Annotated in this window: 13 protein-coding genes; 3 read left to right on the plus strand and 10 right to left on the minus strand. The window is 62.3% G+C overall.

Annotated features, from left to right (window positions below; translation table 11 throughout):
* Positions 1-89: 89 nt before the first annotated feature.
* Together MMB48_RS10660 and MMB48_RS10665 are read left to right on the plus strand one after the other, a co-directional pair.
* A complete protein-coding gene (locus MMB48_RS10660; RefSeq protein WP_032743872.1) occupies positions 90-1,289 on the plus strand; it encodes an NUDIX hydrolase in 1,200 nt (399 codons plus the stop codon).
* Positions 1,279-2,100 carry a hypothetical protein gene (locus MMB48_RS10665; RefSeq protein WP_032743871.1) on the plus strand — a complete coding sequence of 274 codons (822 nt, stop codon included), beginning with the start codon at positions 1,279-1,281 and terminating at the stop codon, positions 2,098-2,100. Before MMB48_RS10660 ends, MMB48_RS10665 begins: the two co-directional genes overlap by 11 nt.
* A 413-nt stretch (positions 2,101-2,513) precedes the next feature.
* On the opposite strand, the gene MMB48_RS10670 is transcribed toward MMB48_RS10665, so the two are convergent.
* The gene (locus tag MMB48_RS10670) at positions 2,514-4,037 is read right to left on the minus strand and encodes a glycoside-pentoside-hexuronide (GPH):cation symporter (RefSeq protein ID WP_012578559.1); all 1,524 of its coding nucleotides are present in this window, start codon (positions 4,035-4,037) and stop codon (positions 2,514-2,516) included.
* Between the two features lie 218 nt (positions 4,038-4,255).
* Positions 4,256-5,788, minus strand: coding sequence for a glycoside-pentoside-hexuronide (GPH):cation symporter (locus MMB48_RS10675; protein WP_032743870.1), 1,533 nt, complete (start codon positions 5,786-5,788; stop codon positions 4,256-4,258).
* A gap of 316 nt (positions 5,789-6,104) precedes the next feature.
* Between MMB48_RS10675 and MMB48_RS10680 the strand changes: the two genes are divergently transcribed.
* Positions 6,105-9,176, plus strand: a complete 3,072-nt coding sequence (locus MMB48_RS10680; RefSeq protein ID WP_032743869.1) for a glycoside hydrolase family 2 TIM barrel-domain containing protein — start codon at positions 6,105-6,107, stop codon at positions 9,174-9,176.
* A gap of 176 nt (positions 9,177-9,352) precedes the next feature.
* On the opposite strand, the gene MMB48_RS10685 is transcribed toward MMB48_RS10680, so the two are convergent.
* The 8 genes from MMB48_RS10685 to MMB48_RS10720 form a co-directional block, all read right to left on the minus strand.
* The gene (locus tag MMB48_RS10685; protein WP_032743868.1) at positions 9,353-11,701 is read right to left on the minus strand and encodes a glycosyl hydrolase family 95 catalytic domain-containing protein; all 2,349 of its coding nucleotides are present in this window, start codon (positions 11,699-11,701) and stop codon (positions 9,353-9,355) included.
* Between the two features lie 31 nt (positions 11,702-11,732).
* Positions 11,733-13,145: an alpha-L-fucosidase gene (locus MMB48_RS10690; protein ID WP_409337984.1), complete on the minus strand. Its 1,413-nt coding sequence runs from the start codon at positions 13,143-13,145 to the stop codon at positions 11,733-11,735.
* Between the two features lie 45 nt (positions 13,146-13,190).
* Positions 13,191-13,628, minus strand: coding sequence for an RbsD/FucU family protein (locus MMB48_RS10695; RefSeq protein ID WP_032743866.1), 438 nt, complete (start codon positions 13,626-13,628; stop codon positions 13,191-13,193).
* A 36-nt stretch (positions 13,629-13,664) separates the two neighbouring features.
* Positions 13,665-14,561: a dihydrodipicolinate synthase family protein gene (locus MMB48_RS10700; RefSeq protein WP_032743865.1), complete on the minus strand. Its 897-nt coding sequence runs from the start codon at positions 14,559-14,561 to the stop codon at positions 13,665-13,667.
* A gap of 143 nt (positions 14,562-14,704) precedes the next feature.
* Complete coding sequence (locus MMB48_RS10705; protein ID WP_012578566.1) at positions 14,705-15,496, minus strand: SDR family oxidoreductase; 792 nt, start codon at positions 15,494-15,496, stop codon at positions 14,705-14,707.
* A gap of 19 nt (positions 15,497-15,515) precedes the next feature.
* Positions 15,516-16,793 carry an enolase C-terminal domain-like protein gene (locus MMB48_RS10710; RefSeq protein ID WP_032743864.1) on the minus strand — a complete coding sequence of 426 codons (1,278 nt, stop codon included), beginning with the start codon at positions 16,791-16,793 and terminating at the stop codon, positions 15,516-15,518.
* Between the two features lie 150 nt (positions 16,794-16,943).
* Positions 16,944-17,603 (minus strand): YesL family protein, encoded by a 660-nt coding sequence (locus MMB48_RS10715; RefSeq protein WP_012578568.1) that lies wholly within the window; start codon positions 17,601-17,603, stop codon positions 16,944-16,946.
* 140 nt (positions 17,604-17,743) lie between these two features.
* Positions 17,744-18,706 carry a carbohydrate ABC transporter permease gene (locus MMB48_RS10720; protein ID WP_012578569.1) on the minus strand — a complete coding sequence of 321 codons (963 nt, stop codon included), beginning with the start codon at positions 18,704-18,706 and terminating at the stop codon, positions 17,744-17,746.
* Between the last annotated feature and the right edge of the window lie 4 nt (positions 18,707-18,710).

Genomic DNA, 18,710 nt, shown 5'->3' on the forward strand with positions numbered 1-18,710 from the left:
AGAGGATGCCGGGCATCGTCGTTCCATGCGCAAAACTACGTAGCAGCGGTCCAACGTGACCTACAATACAAGAGATGGGTACGAACAGTATGAGACGAATCGTGGAAGCCGCCGGCGGTATTCTGTACCGGTGGAAGGATGATGCCGAGCCGACGCAGGCATCATCTCCATCAGTGAAATCCAATATTGCCACCGATGGCACCATCATCGCGAACACCACGGATTCTGACGGCGAGACCACGGCAGCACCCGGCGCATCGGACGCGGCTCCCACCCCGGACCCGGCACAGGCCGACAGCCCAGCCACGGCGGACAACGTACTCAACCGCATCGAACTGTGCGTCGTGCATCGCCCGAAATACGACGACTGGAGCTGGCCGAAAGGCAAGGTCGATCCAAACGAATCACACCGGCATGCCGCCGTGCGCGAGATCGGCGAGGAATCGGGCCTGTCCGTGGAGCTTGGCCCCTATCTGGGTGACATCGAGTACCCGCTGTCCGAAGAGGGCATCAAACAGCGCCATACCAAGGATCGGTCGGCGGACACCAAGCACATCCAGTTCTGGATGGCCACGCCAATCAGCGCCATCGACAATCTGCGGCGCACCCATGCGTTCGGCCCGGTGCATCGGGCGGACATCGGCGAAATCGACGAAGTCCTGTGGTTGACGCCGGCTAAGGCCCGCAAGAAACTCAGCCATTCCACCGATAAGGACATCCTTGCGCTATTCGTTGACCGGGTGCAGGAGGGCGCGCTTGACGCCGTGCCGGTGATTATCGTGCGCCACGGCAAGGCAGAAGCGCGCAAGCTGTGGAAGGGCTCGGACGAGAACCGTCCGATCACGCCGCGCGGCGCGGCTGCGGCATACGCGCTGAACCGCGAGCTGGCGTGTTTCAATCCGACCCGACTGGCCACGTCGCCTTGGGTGCGCTGCCAGGAGACATTGGAGATGTTCGCGTGGCAGACCGGACGAGACATGGTTCATCTCGACCCGCTCACCGAAGATGCATACGCCGCTGCGCCGGACACCGCATGGGAGTGTCTACTCAGCGAAATCGAGTTCGCACTTGAGCGCCGTCAGCCTACAGCGATATGCATGCACCGGCCAGTGATTGGGGGTATGTTCGAACACCTGCGCAGCATGTGCGTTGCGCCGTCTCTGAGCAAACGCCTGATTGCCAAGACACCGTTTATGCCGACCGGCACGGCGGTGGCGCTGTTCATCACTCCGACGCCTCATGGTCCCAAAATCATCGATATTCAGAAGGTTCAACCGCTTGTCTACTAGACCCGCATTTCCTGATTCATCCAACTCCTCGGCCGCTGCCGCCGCGGCTCATGCCGCGCACAATGGTGCCGCCGGCAGTCTGGGCCCAGGCTTCGGCTCGCTGCGTGCGGCCGGAGCGGCATTCGGACCTGCTCGCATGGGTTCTTCACGCCCCTCGCGCCCGGCTCAGCTCGACCCGGCTGTGGCCGATGGATTGGCAGGTGGCATGGACCCGCAGGCGTTGAGCGAGATGAGCCATCTGTCCGCTGCCGCATTGCTGGATCGTGTGCGCCATAGCGAGGACCCGGCGGTTGTTGAGCGGGTGCTCACGTTGGTGGAGACGGTCGGCGTGGATGAAATCGCCGAACTGTGGAGCGATGCTGAGCCGGATTCGCTGCCTGGTGTGCTGTGGCGACTGTATATGCTGCGTACGTGGATGCGATCGAATCGCGACTCAATCGCGCATCTGTGGCGTTTGGGCGAGCCGGTGGCCACTACCGCCTCCGCCATCGCCGGCGTGGATCAGGCTCCCAGTGAAGATGACATCGTGCGATTGGCCGATTCGATTCTCTCCGGTGCTTTTGTGGGCGATTTTGCCGTGGCGCTTGAACGTGCGGCGGCGTTTACCGATGTGGTGGCGTTGGGCTTGCGTATGGAGGCGCGGCGCATGGTGACCCGGGCCGAGGCCAATGGCGCCTTCTCCTCGGATGCCGATGAAAAGGCGGTGCGCACCAAAGCCGCCCGCCTTATGCACACCGCCGGCAGCCTCATGGCCACCGCCAAGGATTTCCAGCACGGCGCCAACCTCTGGCGTCGCGGACGGTTGGAGTAAACCCTGCTCCGGGCTCCCTCTGATGAGAGAGCTGTCACGGGCGATGCCCGTGACTGAGGGAGAGACCCACCAACCGCACCCCAACAATCAGCTACCGGCCAACACCACCCCTTCCCCGGCGCGGCGAGACCCATCGCAAGCTATACTTGGTATCCGCGTCGGACCGTGCTTAAGCCCCGGGCTCCATTTTTTGCCGCCGCGAGCGGCCCTTGCGCCGACAGGCGCTTTCGCGGTTCGGCGCTTCTCTTCTTTTAGCTGGCATTCCTGCACAGCACAACTAAGCAGCCCATCAGCGAGAGACTGGGGGCGTGTGTCCATGACCGCCGATCGCAGGAACGAACAGGCCCGTCCGCTATGGACCGCATCTTGCGGTTCAGGCGGACGGGCCTTATGGGAGGATTGGGAGCGGGAGATTAGTTCTTGGCCGCCGGCGTCTCCTCGTTGATGGCCTCGACGGCCTCCACGGTCTGCGCCTCATCGTCGACGATCTCGCCGGAAGCGAGCTTGGCTTCGAGCTCGTCAACGATCTGCGCGTGCATCTTCTCGTCGATCTTGACCTTGAACCAGAACACGACGAGGCTGAGGATGATGAGAACAAGCGGGATGTAGAAGGCGAAGGTCTTGAACGTGGTGATGTTGGACGCGGTCATGTCGGCTGCCGTGGCATGACCGGTCATGCCAGCCGCGAGGGCAACGGCACCGACCACACCGTTGGACATCGCGCCGCCGATCTTGTCGAGCATGGGACGCACCGACAGGGTGACCGCCTCGTTGCGCTTGCCGTTCTTCAGCTGGCCGTACTCGATGGAGTCGGTCAGCGACAGGATCGCGGTCATCTGGATGAACTGCGCAGGCACATAGAAGAAGATCAGGGCGACGATGACGACCGGCAGGTTGCTGGAGAACAGGGCGAGCATCGTGTAGCCGATGATCATGGAGACCATGCCGCCGGCGAACAGGTAGCGACGGGGAATCCAGCGGTTGAGAATCGGGTACAGCGGCGCCATGATGAATCCGGCGATCAGCGGGATGATGCCGGTGACGGAGAAGGCGGCCGGCTCGTCAAGCACGAACACGAAGAGGTAGTACATCACACCGGTCGTGATGACGTTTGCGATGGCGTACAGCAGGTAGGACAGGGCGACCCACAACAGCTGGTCGTTCTGGAACAGGGCCTTGAACGCCTCGAACGGGTTGCCGTTCTTCTGGGCCTTGGCGCGCAGCGCGTTAGTGCTTTCCTTGGTGCCGAAGGCGACGGCCCAGGCGGTGATCAGGCCGAGGAGCGCGACGATGAAGCCGAAGGAGGTCCATCCGGCCTGGCCCTGGCCCTTGGCGCCGGTGAACGTCCAGGTGAAGTAGCTGACGATCGGGATGACGATGACGGTGATGCCGTTGTAGCCGATGGAGCCGGTGAAGGTGCCGAGGGCGGTGTAGGTGGAACGTTCGTGGGAGTCGGAGGACAACGCCGGAATCATGCCCCAGTAGGAGATGTCACGCAGGGAGTAGAACACGTCGAGCACGATGAACGTGATGACGAACAGCACGATGAACAGCGTGGTGTTCACGTTGACCAGTCCGAACATACCGGAGAAGATGAGCATGATCAGCACGGAGGAGACCAGACCGCCGATGAACTGCCACGGGCGGAAACGGCCCCACTTGGTGGTGGTGTTGTCCACGAGGTTGCCCAGCAACGGATCGATGAAGATCTCGGCGATGCGGATAACGACGATCAGGCCGGTGATGACGGCGATCATCTGGGCGGCGAGAGCCTTGCTGTAGCTGACGAACAGGCAGCTGGTGACGTACGTGACGAAGTACGTGCTCATTGCGTTGTAGAAGGCAGCCTGCCCCAAGTTGCCGCATGCGTAGGCGATGCGCTGGCCGAGCCCGCCCTTCTTGCGGACGTCGCCGACCGCGGTATTTTCGTTGCTCATTAGTCTCCTCCTTAAGAATCCAGAGCATGGAACTATCTCTATTAGATAATCACTTGCCGACAGGTGACACACCGCCGGCTCCGACCTCAAGGCCCGAACCAGCATGGGCATGGGCCTGGACATGACCGCCGATCGCAGGAACGAACAGGCCCGTCCGCTATGGACCGCATCTTGCGGTTCAGGCGGACGGGCCTTATGGGAGGGATGGGAACGGGAGATCAGTTCTTGACTGTCTGCGTCTCATCGCCGACGGCTGCGGCGGCTTCGGCGGCCGCCACGGGCTGCGCCTCATCGTCGACGATCTCGCCGGAAGCGAGCTTGGCTTCGAGCTCGTCAACGATCTGCGCGTGCATCTTCTCGGTGATCTTGACCTTGGAGACGAACACCACCAGGCTGAGCACGATCAGGATGAGCGGGGCATAGAACGCGCAGATCTTGAAGACGTGGATATTCGTCGGGGTCATATCGGCGGCGGTTGCGTCACCCGTCATGCCGGCCGCAAGGGCGATGAAGCCGACGATGCCGTTCGACAGAGCGCCGCCGATCTTATCGAGCATCGGGCGGATGGAAAGCGTAACGGCCTCGTTGCGCTTGCCGTTCTTCAGCTGGCCGTACTCGATGGAGTCGGTCAGGGAGAGGATGACCGTCATCATGATGAGCGTGCCGGGAACGTAGAAGAGCACCAGCGCGATGAAGACCAGGACGATGTTGCTGGAGAACAGGGCGAGCATCACATAAGCCACGATCATGGAGACCATGCCGCCGATGTACAGGTAGCGGCGCGGAATGTACCTGTTCAGAATCGGGTACAGCGGGGACATGACCAGGCCCGCGATCATGGCGATGACACCGGTCGCGGAGAAAGCGGCCTGATTGTCAAGGACGAACTTGAACAGGAAGAGAAGCACACCGGTGGTGGTCACGTTCGCGATGGCGTACAGCAGGTAGGACAGGGCGACCCACAGCAGCTGGTCGTTCTGGAACACAGCCTTGAACGCCTGCAACGGACCACCGTTGTCTTCGGCGTTGGCGCGAAGGGCGCTTTGGTTTTCCCTAGTGCCGAAGGCGACGGTCCAGGCGGTCATGATGCCGAGCACCGCGACGATGATGCCGAAAGCGGTCCAACCCGACTGGTGCTCGGCGTTCTCGCCGGTGAACACCCAGCTGAAATAGGTGACGACCGGAATCACGAGGATGGTGATGGCGTTGCCGCCGATGGAGCCGGTGAAGGAGCCGAGGGCAGTGTAGGTGGAACGTTCGTGGGAGTCGGAGGACAACGCCGGGATCATGCCCCAGTAGGAGATGTCGCGCAGGAAGTAGAACACGTCAAGCACGATGAACGTGATGACGAACAGCACGATGAACAATGTGGAGTTAACGTTCACCAAGCCAAACATGCCGCTGAAAACCACGGCAAGCAGCACGGAGGAGACCAGACCGCCGAAGAACTGCCACGGGCGGAAACGGCCCCACTTGGTGTTGGTGTTGTCCACCAGGTTGCCCAGCAGCGGATCGACGAAGATCTCGGCGATGCGGATGATCACCACGAGGCTGGTGATGACGCCGATCAGCTTGGCCGCCAGCGCCTTGTCAACGCCCGAGAACAGGCAGCTGGTGACATACACGATGAAGTACGTGCTCATCGCGTTGTAGAAGGCGGCCTGACCGAGGTTGCCGAACGCGTAGGCGATGCGCTGGCCTAACCCGCTCTTCCTGCGGACGTCACCGTCCGCGACATTTTCGTTGCTCATTAATCTTCTCCTTAAGAACCCAGAGCATGGAATCACTCATTGATTTTGTAAAGTAAGCATACAAGTTTTATCACCGAAAGTAAAAAACATTAGTAAACGGAGATAAACAGCGTGTCGCAAGGATGGGATAACATGAGCTGAACCGAGACATTGCATGGACGCGGCGCAGCGTCGACGGCAAGCAGTGCCAATGATTTGGAAGCGGTAAACGTGATTTGCGTTTTATATAAACACTGTTTATCCTTTTCGGTAAAGGAGGCCCCGGCCTCTTCCATAATATCATTCACAACGAGGTAATGACAGAAAGCAGGAGAACATGACAGACGTCACACATGTCGATCGCGCATCGCAGGCTTGGCTGACCGACCCGACGGTGTTCGAGGTGAACCGGACTCCGGCCCATTCCAGCCACAAGTGGTATGCCCGTGACCCCCAGAGCGGACAATGGTCCGATCTCAAGCAGAGCCTTGACGGCGAGTGGCGGGTCGAGGTCGTTCAGGCCGCCGACATCAACCTCGAAGAGGAACCCTCGACGGCCGAGTCGTTCGACGACTCCTCGTTCGAGCGTATCCAGGTTCCGGGCCACCTGCAGACGGCCGGTCTGATGAACCACAAGTACGTGAACGTCCAGTATCCGTGGGACGGCCACGAGAACCCGTTGGAACCGAACATCCCGGAAAACAATCACGTCGCGCTCTACCGCAGGAAGTTCACCGTCTCCACCCCCGTGGCAAACGCCAAGCAGGCCGGCGGATCGGTGTCGATCGTGTTCCACGGCATGGCCACGGCGATCTACGTGTGGGTCAACGGCGCGTTCGTCGGCTATGGCGAGGACGGCTTCACGCCCAACGAGTTCGACATCACCGGGCTGCTGCACGACGGGGAGAACGTCGTGGCCGTCGCCTGCTACGAATACTCCAGCGCCTCCTGGCTTGAGGATCAGGACTTCTGGCGTCTGCACGGCCTGTTCCGCTCCGTCGAACTCGCCGCCCGCCCGCATGTGCACATCGAGAACACGCAGATCGAAGCCGATTGGGATCCCGAGGCCGGCACCGCCTCCCTCGATGCCGCGCTGACCGTGCTCAACGCGACCGACGCGGCCACGGTCCGCGCGACCCTGAAGGACGCCGACGGCAACACGGTGTGGCAGACGACGGGCGACGCGGAGGCGCAGACCGCGATCTCCAGCGGGCCGCTGCCGGGCATCGAACCCTGGAGCGCCGAAAGCCCGACACTGTACGAACTTGACGTCGACGTCATCGACCAGGCGGGAGACGTCATCGAATGCACGTCCCAGAAGGTCGGTTTCCGCCGCTTCCGCATCGAGGACGGCATCCTGACCATCAACGGCAAGCGCATCGTGTTCAAGGGCGCCGACCGCCACGAGTTCGACGCCGAACGCGGCCGCGCCATCACCGAGCAGGACATGATCGATGACGTGGTCTTCTGCAAGCGCCACAACATCAACTCCATCCGCACCTCGCACTACCCGAACCAGGAACGCTGGTACGAACTGTGCGACGAGTACGGCATCTACCTGATCGACGAAGCCAACCTCGAAGCCCACGGCAGCTGGTCCCTGCCCGGAGACGTCCTCACCGAGGACACCATCGTGCCGGGCAGCAAGCGCGAATGGGAAGGCGCCTGCGTCGACCGCGTCAACAGCATGATGCGCCGTGACTACAACCACCCGAGCGTGCTGATCTGGTCGCTGGGCAACGAATCCTACGTGGGCGACGTGTTCCGCGCCATGTACAAGCACGTGCACGACATCGACCCGAACCGTCCGGTGCACTACGAGGGCGTGACCCACAACCGTGACTACGATGACGTCACCGACATCGAGACCCGCATGTACTCGCATGCCGACGAGATCGAGAAGTACCTGAAGGACGACCCGAAGAAGCCGTACCTCTCCTGCGAATACATGCACGCCATGGGCAACTCCGTGGGCAACATGGACGAATACACGGCGCTCGAACGCTACCCGAAGTATCAGGGCGGCTTCATCTGGGACTTCATCGACCAGGCCATCTACGCCACCCAGCCCGACGGCACCAGGAGCCTGCGCTACGGCGGAGACTTCGGCGACCGTCCGTCCGACTACGAGTTCTCCGGCGACGGCCTGCTGTTCGCCGACCGCAAGCCTTCCCCCAAGGCCCAGGAAGTCAAGCAGCTGTACTCGAACGTCCACATCGACGTGACGAAGGACTCGGTGTCCGTCAAGAACGACAACCTGTTCACCGCCACCGGCGACTACGTGTTCGTCCTGAGCGTTCTCGCCGACGGCAAGCCGGTCTGGCAGTCCACCCGACGTTTCGACGTGCCCGCCGGTGAGACCCGCACGTTCGATGTCGCATGGCCGGTGGCGGCGTACCGCGCCGACGCCCGCGAACTGGTGCTGCAGGTTTCGCAGCGTCTCGCCAAGGCGACCGATTGGGCCGAAAGCGGCTACGAGCTCGCCTTCGGACAGGCCGTGGTGCCCGCGGACGCCACCGCGACGCCCGACACGAAGCCGGCCGATGGGACCATCACCGTGGGCCGTTGGAACGCCGGCGTGCGAGGCGCCGGACGCGAGGTCCTGCTGTCGCGCACCCAGGGCGGCATGGTCTCCTACACCTTCGCCGGCAACGAGTTCGTGCTGCGCCGTCCCGCAATCACCACCTTCCGTCCGCTGACCGACAACGATCGCGGTGCCGGTCACGGCTTCGAGCGCGTCCAGTGGCTGGGCGCCGGACGCTACGCCCGTTGCGTGGACAACGTGCTCGAGCAGATCGACGACAGCACGCTCAAGGGCACGTACACGTACGAGCTCGCCACCGCGCAGCGCACCAAGGTGACCGTCTCCTACACGGCCCACACCGATGGCCGCGTGAACCTGCACGTCGAATACCCTGGAGAGCAGGGTGACCTGCCCACCATCCCGGCGTTCGGCATCGAATGGACGCTGCCTGTGCAGTACACGAACCTGAGGTTCTTCGGCACCGGCCCGGAGGAGACGTACCTGGACCGCAAACACGCCAAGCTCGGCGTGTGGAGCACCAACGCCTTCGCCGATCATGCGCCGTACCTCATGCCGCAGGAGACGGGCAACCATGAGGATGTGCGTTGGGCCGAGATTACCGACGATCACGGCCACGGCATGCGCGTCAGCCGCGCCGATGGCGCCGCGCCGTTCGCGGTAAGCCTGTTGCCGTACTCCAGCTTCATGCTCGAGGAGGCCCAGCATCAGGACGAGCTGCCGAAGCCGAAGCACATGTTCCTGCGCGTCCTTGCCGCACAGATGGGCGTCGGCGGTGATGATTCCTGGATGTCGCCGGTGCACCCCCAGTACCATATCCCGGCGGACAAGCCGATCAGCCTCGACGTCGATCTCGAGCTGATCTGATCAGAATTGATCCGATAATCCACCGCGCAAACGATGTGGCCCCCACCTCCTCACAGGAGGTGGGGGCCACATCGTTTGCGCGGTCCTCGTCAGTCCAGCGGATGCGCCGCGGGGACGAAGCCGTCTTGGACGGCCACCTTGGTCAGCTCATCCGTGCCGATATGGTTTTGGATGATCTACCTGCGGACAAGCCCCTTGAACGGCTCGTCGGGAGACAGTCGGACCTGCGTCGCGTCGGTGCCATCGACGATCAGGGTGATCGTCGCGGGCTTCGTGCAGCGCAGCGTGTATTCGATGGCGTCGTCCGTCCAGGAGGCATCCACCGAAAGGCCTCCCCTGGCGCGCAGGCCATGGAAGCTGCCTTCACGCCAATCCTCGGGCAACGCGGGCAGGATGCGCACCATGCCGTCATGACTCTGGACGAGCATCTCCGCCAGAGCCGCGGGGAAGCCCAGATTGCCGTCGATCTGGAATGGGGGATGCGCACACATGCCGCTGGCATACACGCCGCCGCCAAGCAGATCGGTTTCGGCGTCGGCTTCGACCGGGCGGAGGAACATGCCGATGATGCGTTCGGCGTGCTCAGCGTCCCGCAGACGCGCCCACATGATCATGCGCCACACGATGCTCCAGCCGGAACCGTCGTCGCCACGCACTTCGAGGGACTTTCTGGCGGCCTCCTCCAGACGCGGGGTGTTCGCGGTGATGCCTGCGCCCGGATGCAGTTCGTACAGGTGGGACAGGTGACGGTGATGCGGATCCGCCTCGACGAGTTCATCGTTCCATTCGAGGATCCTGCCATCGGATCCCACGCGGACAGCCGCCAGCTTCGCGCGGGTGGATTCCGCCTCCCGCACCAAGGCCTTGTCGCCGTCATCCAGGTCGGGCAGGGTTTGCGCCGCGTGGATCAGATCATCGAGCAGATTGCGCACGATGGCCGTGGTGTTTTCGCTGGTGTGGGCGACGGCGATCGTCTCGCCGTCCACGACGAAGTAGTTTTCCGGCGATGTCGCCGGAGCCGGGGCCAGACCGTGTTCCGTATCCGACAGAAAATCCATGCAGAATCGCGCGCTGTCCCGCATGATCGGCCAGATGGAAGCCAGATACGACTCATCCTGGTTGAACAGGTACTCATCGAACAGGTTCCGGCACATCCACGCCTGGCCGAACGGCCAGAACGCCCACGTCGGCTCTCCGTTCGCCGGCAGCGCCCTGCGCCAGATATCGACATTGTGGAAGACCGCGGAACCACCGCATCCGAGGATGGCGCCGGCCGCATCATGCCCCGGTTCCAGCAGCTCCCCGTTCATGGCGACGAGCGGTTCGATGAGCTCCTTGAGGGCGCATGGGCCGGTCATCCAATAGTTCATCTCGATGTTGATGTTCGTCGTGTAGGCGCTATACCAGTTCGGGAAGTCCTTGTGGTTCCAGATTCCCTGCAGATTCGACGGCTGGGTATGCGGCCTGGACGAGGAGATCAGCAGGTATCGGCCGAAATCGAACATCGCCTCGGAGAGCGTCTCCAGACGGTGCGGCGTATCCTCCTTGGAGCGCAGGATCTCGGCGAACGGCACCTCCTCGTCGTCGTCATGGGCCGGGCCGAGACGCACGCCGACCCGGTCGAAGAACCGGCGGTAGTCGGCGACGTGACGGTCAAGCATCGCCCGCGAATCGGACGGCCATGCGGCGACGGTCGCGCCCAGTCGATCGGCGAGCACCGTCATGTCCCGCTCCGGCTGTTCGGCGCTGCCCTTGAACCCGCTCAGGCTGCGGAACCGAAGCGACAAGCCGGTGACGCCCGAGCACTGCAGAATATCATCGATCACCGTGATCTCGCCGCCCGTGACGGTGAGGGAGAAGGCACCGGCATACGCCATCCCGATGCCGTTCTGCTCGTCCTCCCATGGATTATCGGTGACATGGGCCAATGATCCGACATTGAGCCCGGGCATCTGCCCCATGACGACGAGGGTGGCCTGACGCGCATCGGAATCAGACCCCGACGATATCCGGGTCTGCTTGAGAAAAGTGCCGGTGACGCTCACACTCGCATCGACCGGCGCGCTCGACGACATCTCATACACCAGCAGATCATCGGGAGCGCTGCACCATGCGTCGACATGGACGTCGGCGGCGCCCAGCCGGAACGATTCGCCGGCGAGGGCCCTCGCGAGGTCCAGGCTGCGCTTCACATGCTTCCGTTCGCCGGCCTCCGACGAGTACCGGATGCAGGCCGTGCCGAACGGCTCGTATATCTGCTCGTCCTTCTCCCGCTGCGTGGCGTCCTGGATGATCCGCGTGGCCGACACGTAATCGCCGCGCGACGACGCCTGACGGGCTTTGGCCACGATCTCGGGCGTCAACGGCGAGGTCTCCGCATGCGGATAGCCCGACCAGAGGGTGTCGTCGTTGAGGTACAGCACATCCGCGTCCGGTTCGGAGCACAGGACCGCCCCCATGCGACCGTTGCCGAACGGGATTCCTTCCTCCCAGTGCGGGGAAATCCCATCGAAAGTGAGTTTCATGGTGCTACCGCCTTTATATTCCTATACGCCCTCAGATGCGCACGGCAGCCGCGCGGCTGATCATCGGCGCAAGCCTCGAACCGTCCACGTGAAGGGTGACCGAGGACACCTCGACATCGTCGAAGCGGAGTATCCTCCGGTAACCCACCGTGCCGGCCTGGCCGAGCACGCGTTCGGTGCCGTCAGGCAGCGCACCCGTGACGCGCAGATGCTCGATGCGCTGACCGTGCTCTATGGCCTCCTCGATCACGATGGCGTTGATCGTCGTGGGCTGCGGGAGGGTGAGCGTGATGGCGGGGGCCGCATCGTCGGCGTCCGGGCGCCAGAACGTGTCCCGATTCCCGTCGACGAGATGCGCCGCGGCGTCGGAGGCGCTGCTGGTCTTGGCTTCGCAGCGGACCGAGGCCAGCGCTTCACGGAACTCGCTGACGCGGCGGCCCAATCCCTTGAGCGACTGCACATCCGGTTCGGCGAGCAGACCTTCCGGCGAGGGAGGAATGTTGAGCAGCAACGATGAATTGCCGCCTACCGCGGAAAGCCAGAGGTCGAACAGCTGATCGGCGCTCATGACCTTGTCGTCCTCGGACTGGTGGTAGAACCACCCGGGGCGGATGGAGGTGTCGACCTCGGCCGGGTACCAGCAGACGTTGTCCCCGTATCCGGCGACCGCCTCACGGCTGCCGAGGTCGTCGTCCTGGGAGCTGACCGTGGTGGCGAAGGATGCGTCATCCTCCTGCTGCGACTTCTCCATGGTCAGTTCCGCCGAACGCAGGCGGCGGGGCACGACGCTCCATTCGTTGTCGCGCACATGCCCGGCCTCGTTCCCGGCCCAGCGCACGTCGGGGCCGCACACGGAAATCACCGCATCGGGCTGGAGCGAACGGATGACGTTGTAGTAACGATCCCAGTCGTAGTACTGGGTCTTGCCGTTCTTGCCCTCGCCATTGGCGCCATCAAGCCAGACGGAGAAGATCGGCCCGTACTGGGTGAGCAGCTCGGTCAGCTGGCCGACGTAGAAGTCGTCGTACGCCTTGCCCTTGCCGTAGGATTCCTCGGTGCGGTCCCACGGGGACAGGTACACGCCGAACTTCAGTCCGTGACGCCTGGCGGACTCGCTGACCTCACGAACGAGGTCGCCCTTGCCTTCACGCCACGGCGACGAGGCGACGGTGTGCCGCGTCAATCGGGACGGCCACAGGCAGAATCCGTCGTGGTGCTTGCACGTCAGGATGACGCCGGCCATCCCGCCGGCCACCAGCGCGTCCATCCACTGGTCCACGTCCACGTTCCGCGGGTTGAACAGTGCCGGATCCTCATGCCCAAGACCCCACTCCCTGTCCGTCATGGTGTTCATGCCGAAGTGCAGGAAGGCGTACATCTCCATGCGCTGCCAGGCAAGCTGGCGCGACGATGGGCGCACGTTCGCGAGATAGTTCAGGTTGATGCCCGCATCTGCAGGATTGTTCATTATATTGCTCCTATTCGGTTATTAGCGAATGACGCCTTTTCTGATGATGATGTTCGCATACTGCGATTGTTCGCCGGTGGCGACGATGCAATAGGACCTGCCGGCCTCCTCGTAGAAGGTGAACCGTTCCAGCATCCCGATGCCCGCTTGCTTGCCGGGCTCGTGCCTGTCGATGACCTGACGGTACCGGTCCCATATCGGGGTGTCCACGGTGTCTCCGGGAACCTTGTCCATCAGCAGCACCGGGTGTTCCGTGTATTGGTCCAGCGGTATCAGCTGCAGCACCGCGTCGAGCAGCGGCTCGATGGGCTGGCCGTCATACCTGATCACGTGGGATCGGACGCCCACCGATTCGGCGGGAAAGTGGGCGTCCGCAAGGACTATGGCATCGCCGTGGCCCATCTCGCTGAGTATCTTCAGCAGATCGGGCTGTATGATCGGCGGTATTCCCTTCAGCATCGTTCCTCCCTGTCCGTCTTCGGGACTATTCGACCGTCACTTGTCCAGGATGGCGCGGATGGTGCGATACTGCTCGTCGGTCAGCTGCACGGCGGGCTCGTGGACGGACGTGTCGATGGGCAGTCCCTTGGCCTTGACCGCGCCCTTGATGGCGCTGATGAACAGGTCGGCGGTGTCGTACAGGCGCATCAGGTAGGAGACGCGCTCGGCCGCTTCGACGACCGCGGCGTGATCGCCGGCCTCCCATGCGCGGTGCAGTTTGACGAACGTCTCGGGTTCCACGTTGGTCAGACCACTCAGCACGCCGTTGCCGCCGCTGATCCGGTTGACGATGTAATACTCGTCGAATCCGGACAGCACGCTGAACGACGGGTTCACCTTGCGGACGGCCGCGATGACCTTCCTGGTGTGGCTGATGGTGTCGACGGTGTCTTTGATGCCGACGATGTTCGGGTTCTCGCCGGCGAGTTCGGCCACCAGCTCGGGCGTGAGGTCGTTGCCCGTTCGGGCCGGGAAGTTGTACAGGACGACGGGCAGGGTCGTCGCCTTGGCCACCGCCGAGAAGTACCGTTTCGCGCAATCCGGGGACGGGCCGAAGTAGTACGGGGACACGGCGAGCAGCGCGTCGACTCCGGCCGCTTCGCTTTCCGCCGCCAACGCCTTCACGTTGTCCAGGTTGGTGTCTCCCACGCCGACGAGCACCTTCATGCGTCCGGCGACCTTCGAGACGGCGAAGCGAGCCGCTTCCGCCTTCGTCTTGACGTCGATGGCGTAGAATTCGCCGATGCTGCCGAACAGCAGCACGCCGTCGACGCCCGCGTCGACGAGGTGGTCGAGGTGCTTGCCCCAGTTGTCGTAATCTATGGTTCCGTCCGCGTTCATGATGGTGATGGAGGGGCAGAACACGCCTTCGAACATGGCGTTGCTGGTCATGATATTTTCCTTTCGACGATATGGTGGTCGTTGCGCTTGCGGCGGCGAAGAAATCCGCGGGCCGAGCGGTGTTGAAGCGATGAATCGAAAACAGGGGATCCGGACGCGCGAACACGAACCGATGATCCCCTGTGCGGTATCTCCTAGCCGAGTGCCCGATCGAGGTGGACGTATCCGCCGTCGGGGAAGACCCATTGTCCGGTGGTGTGCGACGACCTGTCGGACAGCAGGAACGCCACGGTGTCGGCGATCTCCGACGTCTCGGTCATGCGGTGGCCGAGCGGGATCTTGCTGGTGATCTTCTCAAGCTGCGCGCGCTGCGCCTGCTCGTCGCCGAACGTCTTGATCCACTGTGCGTACAGCGGTGTCCAGGCCTCGGCCACGACGACGGCGTTGACCCGGACCTCGTCCGGGGCGAGGGCGGCGGCCCATTCGCGGGTCAGTCCCAGAATCGCGCCCTTCGCGGCGGCGTAGGCGCTGGTCTTGCCCTGACCGGTCAATGCGGTCTTGGAACCGATATTGACCACCGAGCCCTTGCTGGCCTTGAGCGCCGGCACGCACTGATGGACCAGCTCGTAGTAGTGGGTCAGGTTGCCGTGAATCGACTCCTCGAACTGACGCCACGACGTGGTCTCGAGCGCGAGATTGTCGTTCCTTCCGGCGTTGTTGACCACGCCATCGATATGGCCGTGCTTCTCCATGACCGACTTGACGATGGGGGCGATGTCGTCGGTGTTGTTCAGGTCGATCAGATACGTGTCATACGAGTCGGTGATTCGTTCAATGTCCTGTCGGAATTCGTCGCCGGCACCGTCATCACGGTTCAGCACCACAGGAATGGCGCCCTCCTCGGCCAAGCGCAGCGTTATGCCCTTGCCGATGCCTTTGAAGCCTCCGGTGACGATGATCACCTTGTCTTTAAGATGCAGGTCCATCTCAGGTCCTCCCGACCGGTCAGTCCTTGTGCAGGTACTTCATGCATTCGTCGATCTTCATCTCCGTGCCGTTGCCCGGAGTGAGCGGAGCGACGTATCGTCCGTTCTTGATGACGGTCGGATGCACGAAGTATTCATGCTGGTTGTCCACGTATTCGACGACGCGGTCCTCCATCTCGCCGGAGACGGACACATAGTCGAACATCGCGAGCTGGCTGACGGCTTCGCACAGGCCGACGCCGCCCGCGTGAGGGCAGACCTTGACGCCGAACTTCTTGGCGAGCAGGTATTCGAGGACGATCTCCTGGGGACCGGCGACTCGGGTGGCGTCGATCTGCATGACCTTGAAGCTGCCGGCCTGCAGGTACTGCTTGTACATGACTCGGTTCTGCATCTGTTCGCCGGTGGCCACCGGAATGGGGTCGATGGCCTTCTGAATCGCGGCATGGCCGAGCACATCGTCCGGGCAGGTGGGCTCTTCGACCCATGCGAGGTCGTAGTCCTTGAATTTGCCAATCCATTCGATGGCCTGCGGCACGTCCCAGACCTGGTTGGCGTCGACGGCGATGGCGATGTCCGGGCCGACCGCTTCACGGGCGAGCTTCAGCCTGCGCAGGTCGTCCTCGAGGTTCTGGCCGACCTTGAGCTTGATCTGCTTGAAGCCCATGACCTCGGTCTCCTGCTTGGCCAGGCGGACCATCTTCTCGTCGGAGTATCCGAGCCAGCCGGCGGCGGTCGAATATCCCGGATAACCGACTTCCTTGAGGTGGGCGATACGCTCCGCCTTGCCTTCCTGGGCGGCGCGCAGGATATCGATGGCCTCCTGCGCAGTGAGGGCGTCGGTCAGGTAACGGAAGTCAAGCGTCGCGACGAGCTCTTCAGGCTCCATCTCGGAAAGGAGCAGCCAGAGCGGCTTGCCGGCGCGCTTGGCCTTGAGGTCCCACAGAGCCGAAAGCACGGCGCCGATGGCCATGTGCTCGACGCCCTTCTCAGGGCCGAGCCAGCGCAGCTGCGAATCGCGCACGAACAGATCCCATGCGAGACGCATGTTGTCGAGCAGTTCCTCGACGTTACGACCGATAAGGGTCTCGGACATGGAGTCGATGGCCCGGACGACGACATCGTTGCCACGGCCGATGGTGAAGACGAATCCATTGCCGGAGTCACCGGCATCCGTGGAGACGACGACGTAGGCGGAGGAGTAATCCGGATCGGGGTTCATGGCATCGGAGCCCGAGAACGTGGCCGATGTCGGGAACCGGAAATCATACGTGCTGACTTTGGTGATAACGCTCACAGTGCGCTTCCTTCCTTGGAATATTCATATCGTTTGAAACAGATGACAGACAATCAGGTTGCCATCAGGTATCGCCAAGCGGAATCAGTTTATTCATACTGAAAGACAACGGGGAATGAATCTGGCGACGTCGAATCCGTCGTCCTTGCCTCATCGTTTCTTCTCCAACGGCTCAATCACCCGCACGTCCATGCCCGGCATTTTGCCCCACGAATACACGGCCACCATGGTGAAGAAGATCGGCACCGCCGGCCCGAACGCCATCATCAGACCGGGCCACGTGTAGTAGGACCACACCGTGGCGAGGAAAAGAGCCAGCACAATGAAGCTGCACAACGGGCGTGCGACCACCATGACCAGCGACGTGCGCACCGTCCATAGCAGATTCTCATTGAAATTGATGTGCACGGACCAGCTGAGGAACACGAACAGGCCGTACAGCACGTTGAGCACCAACAGCACGCCGGATACGGCGGTCCCCACATAGCCCAGGTCGTTGTTCTGCACGAACCAGTATTCCCAGATGAGCAGCAGCCAGATGATCGTCTGCGGCCACCCCAGCTGATTCGCCGCGCCGATCTCCTCCAGCCATGCCTGATGGAACGTCGTCCATGTACGCTTGATGGTCCAGGAGCGATCTTCGACATCGAGCAGCCACTGGCGGAACACCGAATACGACGCGGCCACGGAGGGAAACAGCCCACCCAAGACAAAGCCAAGCAGCGTGTGCAGCACGAAGGCGACATTCACCACAGCCACCATCATGATGATCCGGCAGATGAACTCATACCCCACAGCCAGACGCTTCATAAAGCCCCTACCTCCTTCATGCGGGAAGCCGCATGGATCGCTACAAAACAATTGGCGGCATCCACTCTCATGGAGCCGCCAATGGCATTACACGTCACGGGCGGGTTTCGTTGTGTGTCGTGCAACGAAACCCCCGACGATCAGCCCTTCACGGCACCGATCATCACGCCCTTGTTGAAATACTTCTGCAGGAACGGATACAACACCAGCAACGGCAACGTCGACACGATGATCACGCCGTACTTGATCTGGTTCGCGAAATCACGCTGCTGCACCACGTCCATGCCACCCGAACTCTGACCGGTGATGTTCGTCTGGTTCGACAACAGGATGGAACGCAACACGTTCTGCAACGGCAGCTTGTCCGCGTCGCGGATGTACACCAAGCCAGTGAAGAAGTCGTTCCAATGACCCACGAAGTAATACAACGTCATCACCGCCAGGATCGCGGAGCTCAACGGCAGCACGATCCGCAGGAAATACCCGAAATACCCCAGGCCGTCGATCTGCGCGGCGTCGTGCAGGCTCTCCGGGATCGAGCTCTCGAAGAACGAACGCGCCACGATCAGGTTCCACACGCTCACCGCGCCCGGAAGGATGAACACCCACACCGAGTTCAGCAGACCCAGCTGCTTGTACAGCAGGAAGCTCGGGATCATGCCGCCCGAGAAGAACATCGTGAACGTCATCAGGAACAGGATCACGCGGCGCGGCTTGAACTCGCGGCGAGACAACGCGAACGCCGCCGGGATCGTGACCAGCATGTTCAGGGCCGTGCCCGCCACCGAATAGAAGATGGTGTTGCGGTAGCCGACCCAGATCCTCGAATCGGTGAACACCTTGGCGTAACCGCCGAAGTTCATCTTCGCGGGCAACAGGAACACCTTGCCCTGGCTGACCATCGTCTGGTCCGAGACCGAGGCGATCACGATGAACCAGATCGGATAGACGATCGCCACCACGACCAACGCGATCAACAGCCAGATCACGATGTCGACGACCCAGTCGGACACGCTCCTCCTCTGCCTCAGCTTCGGGTTGAACGGGATGTCGTCCGACCCCGCGCCGCGGACCGGCGCCGGATTGATGGATGTGCTTGTCATAATG

The organism is Bifidobacterium sp. FKU (assembly GCF_026016385.1).
Classification (GTDB): Bacteria; Actinomycetota; Actinomycetes; order Actinomycetales; family Bifidobacteriaceae; genus Bifidobacterium; species Bifidobacterium infantis.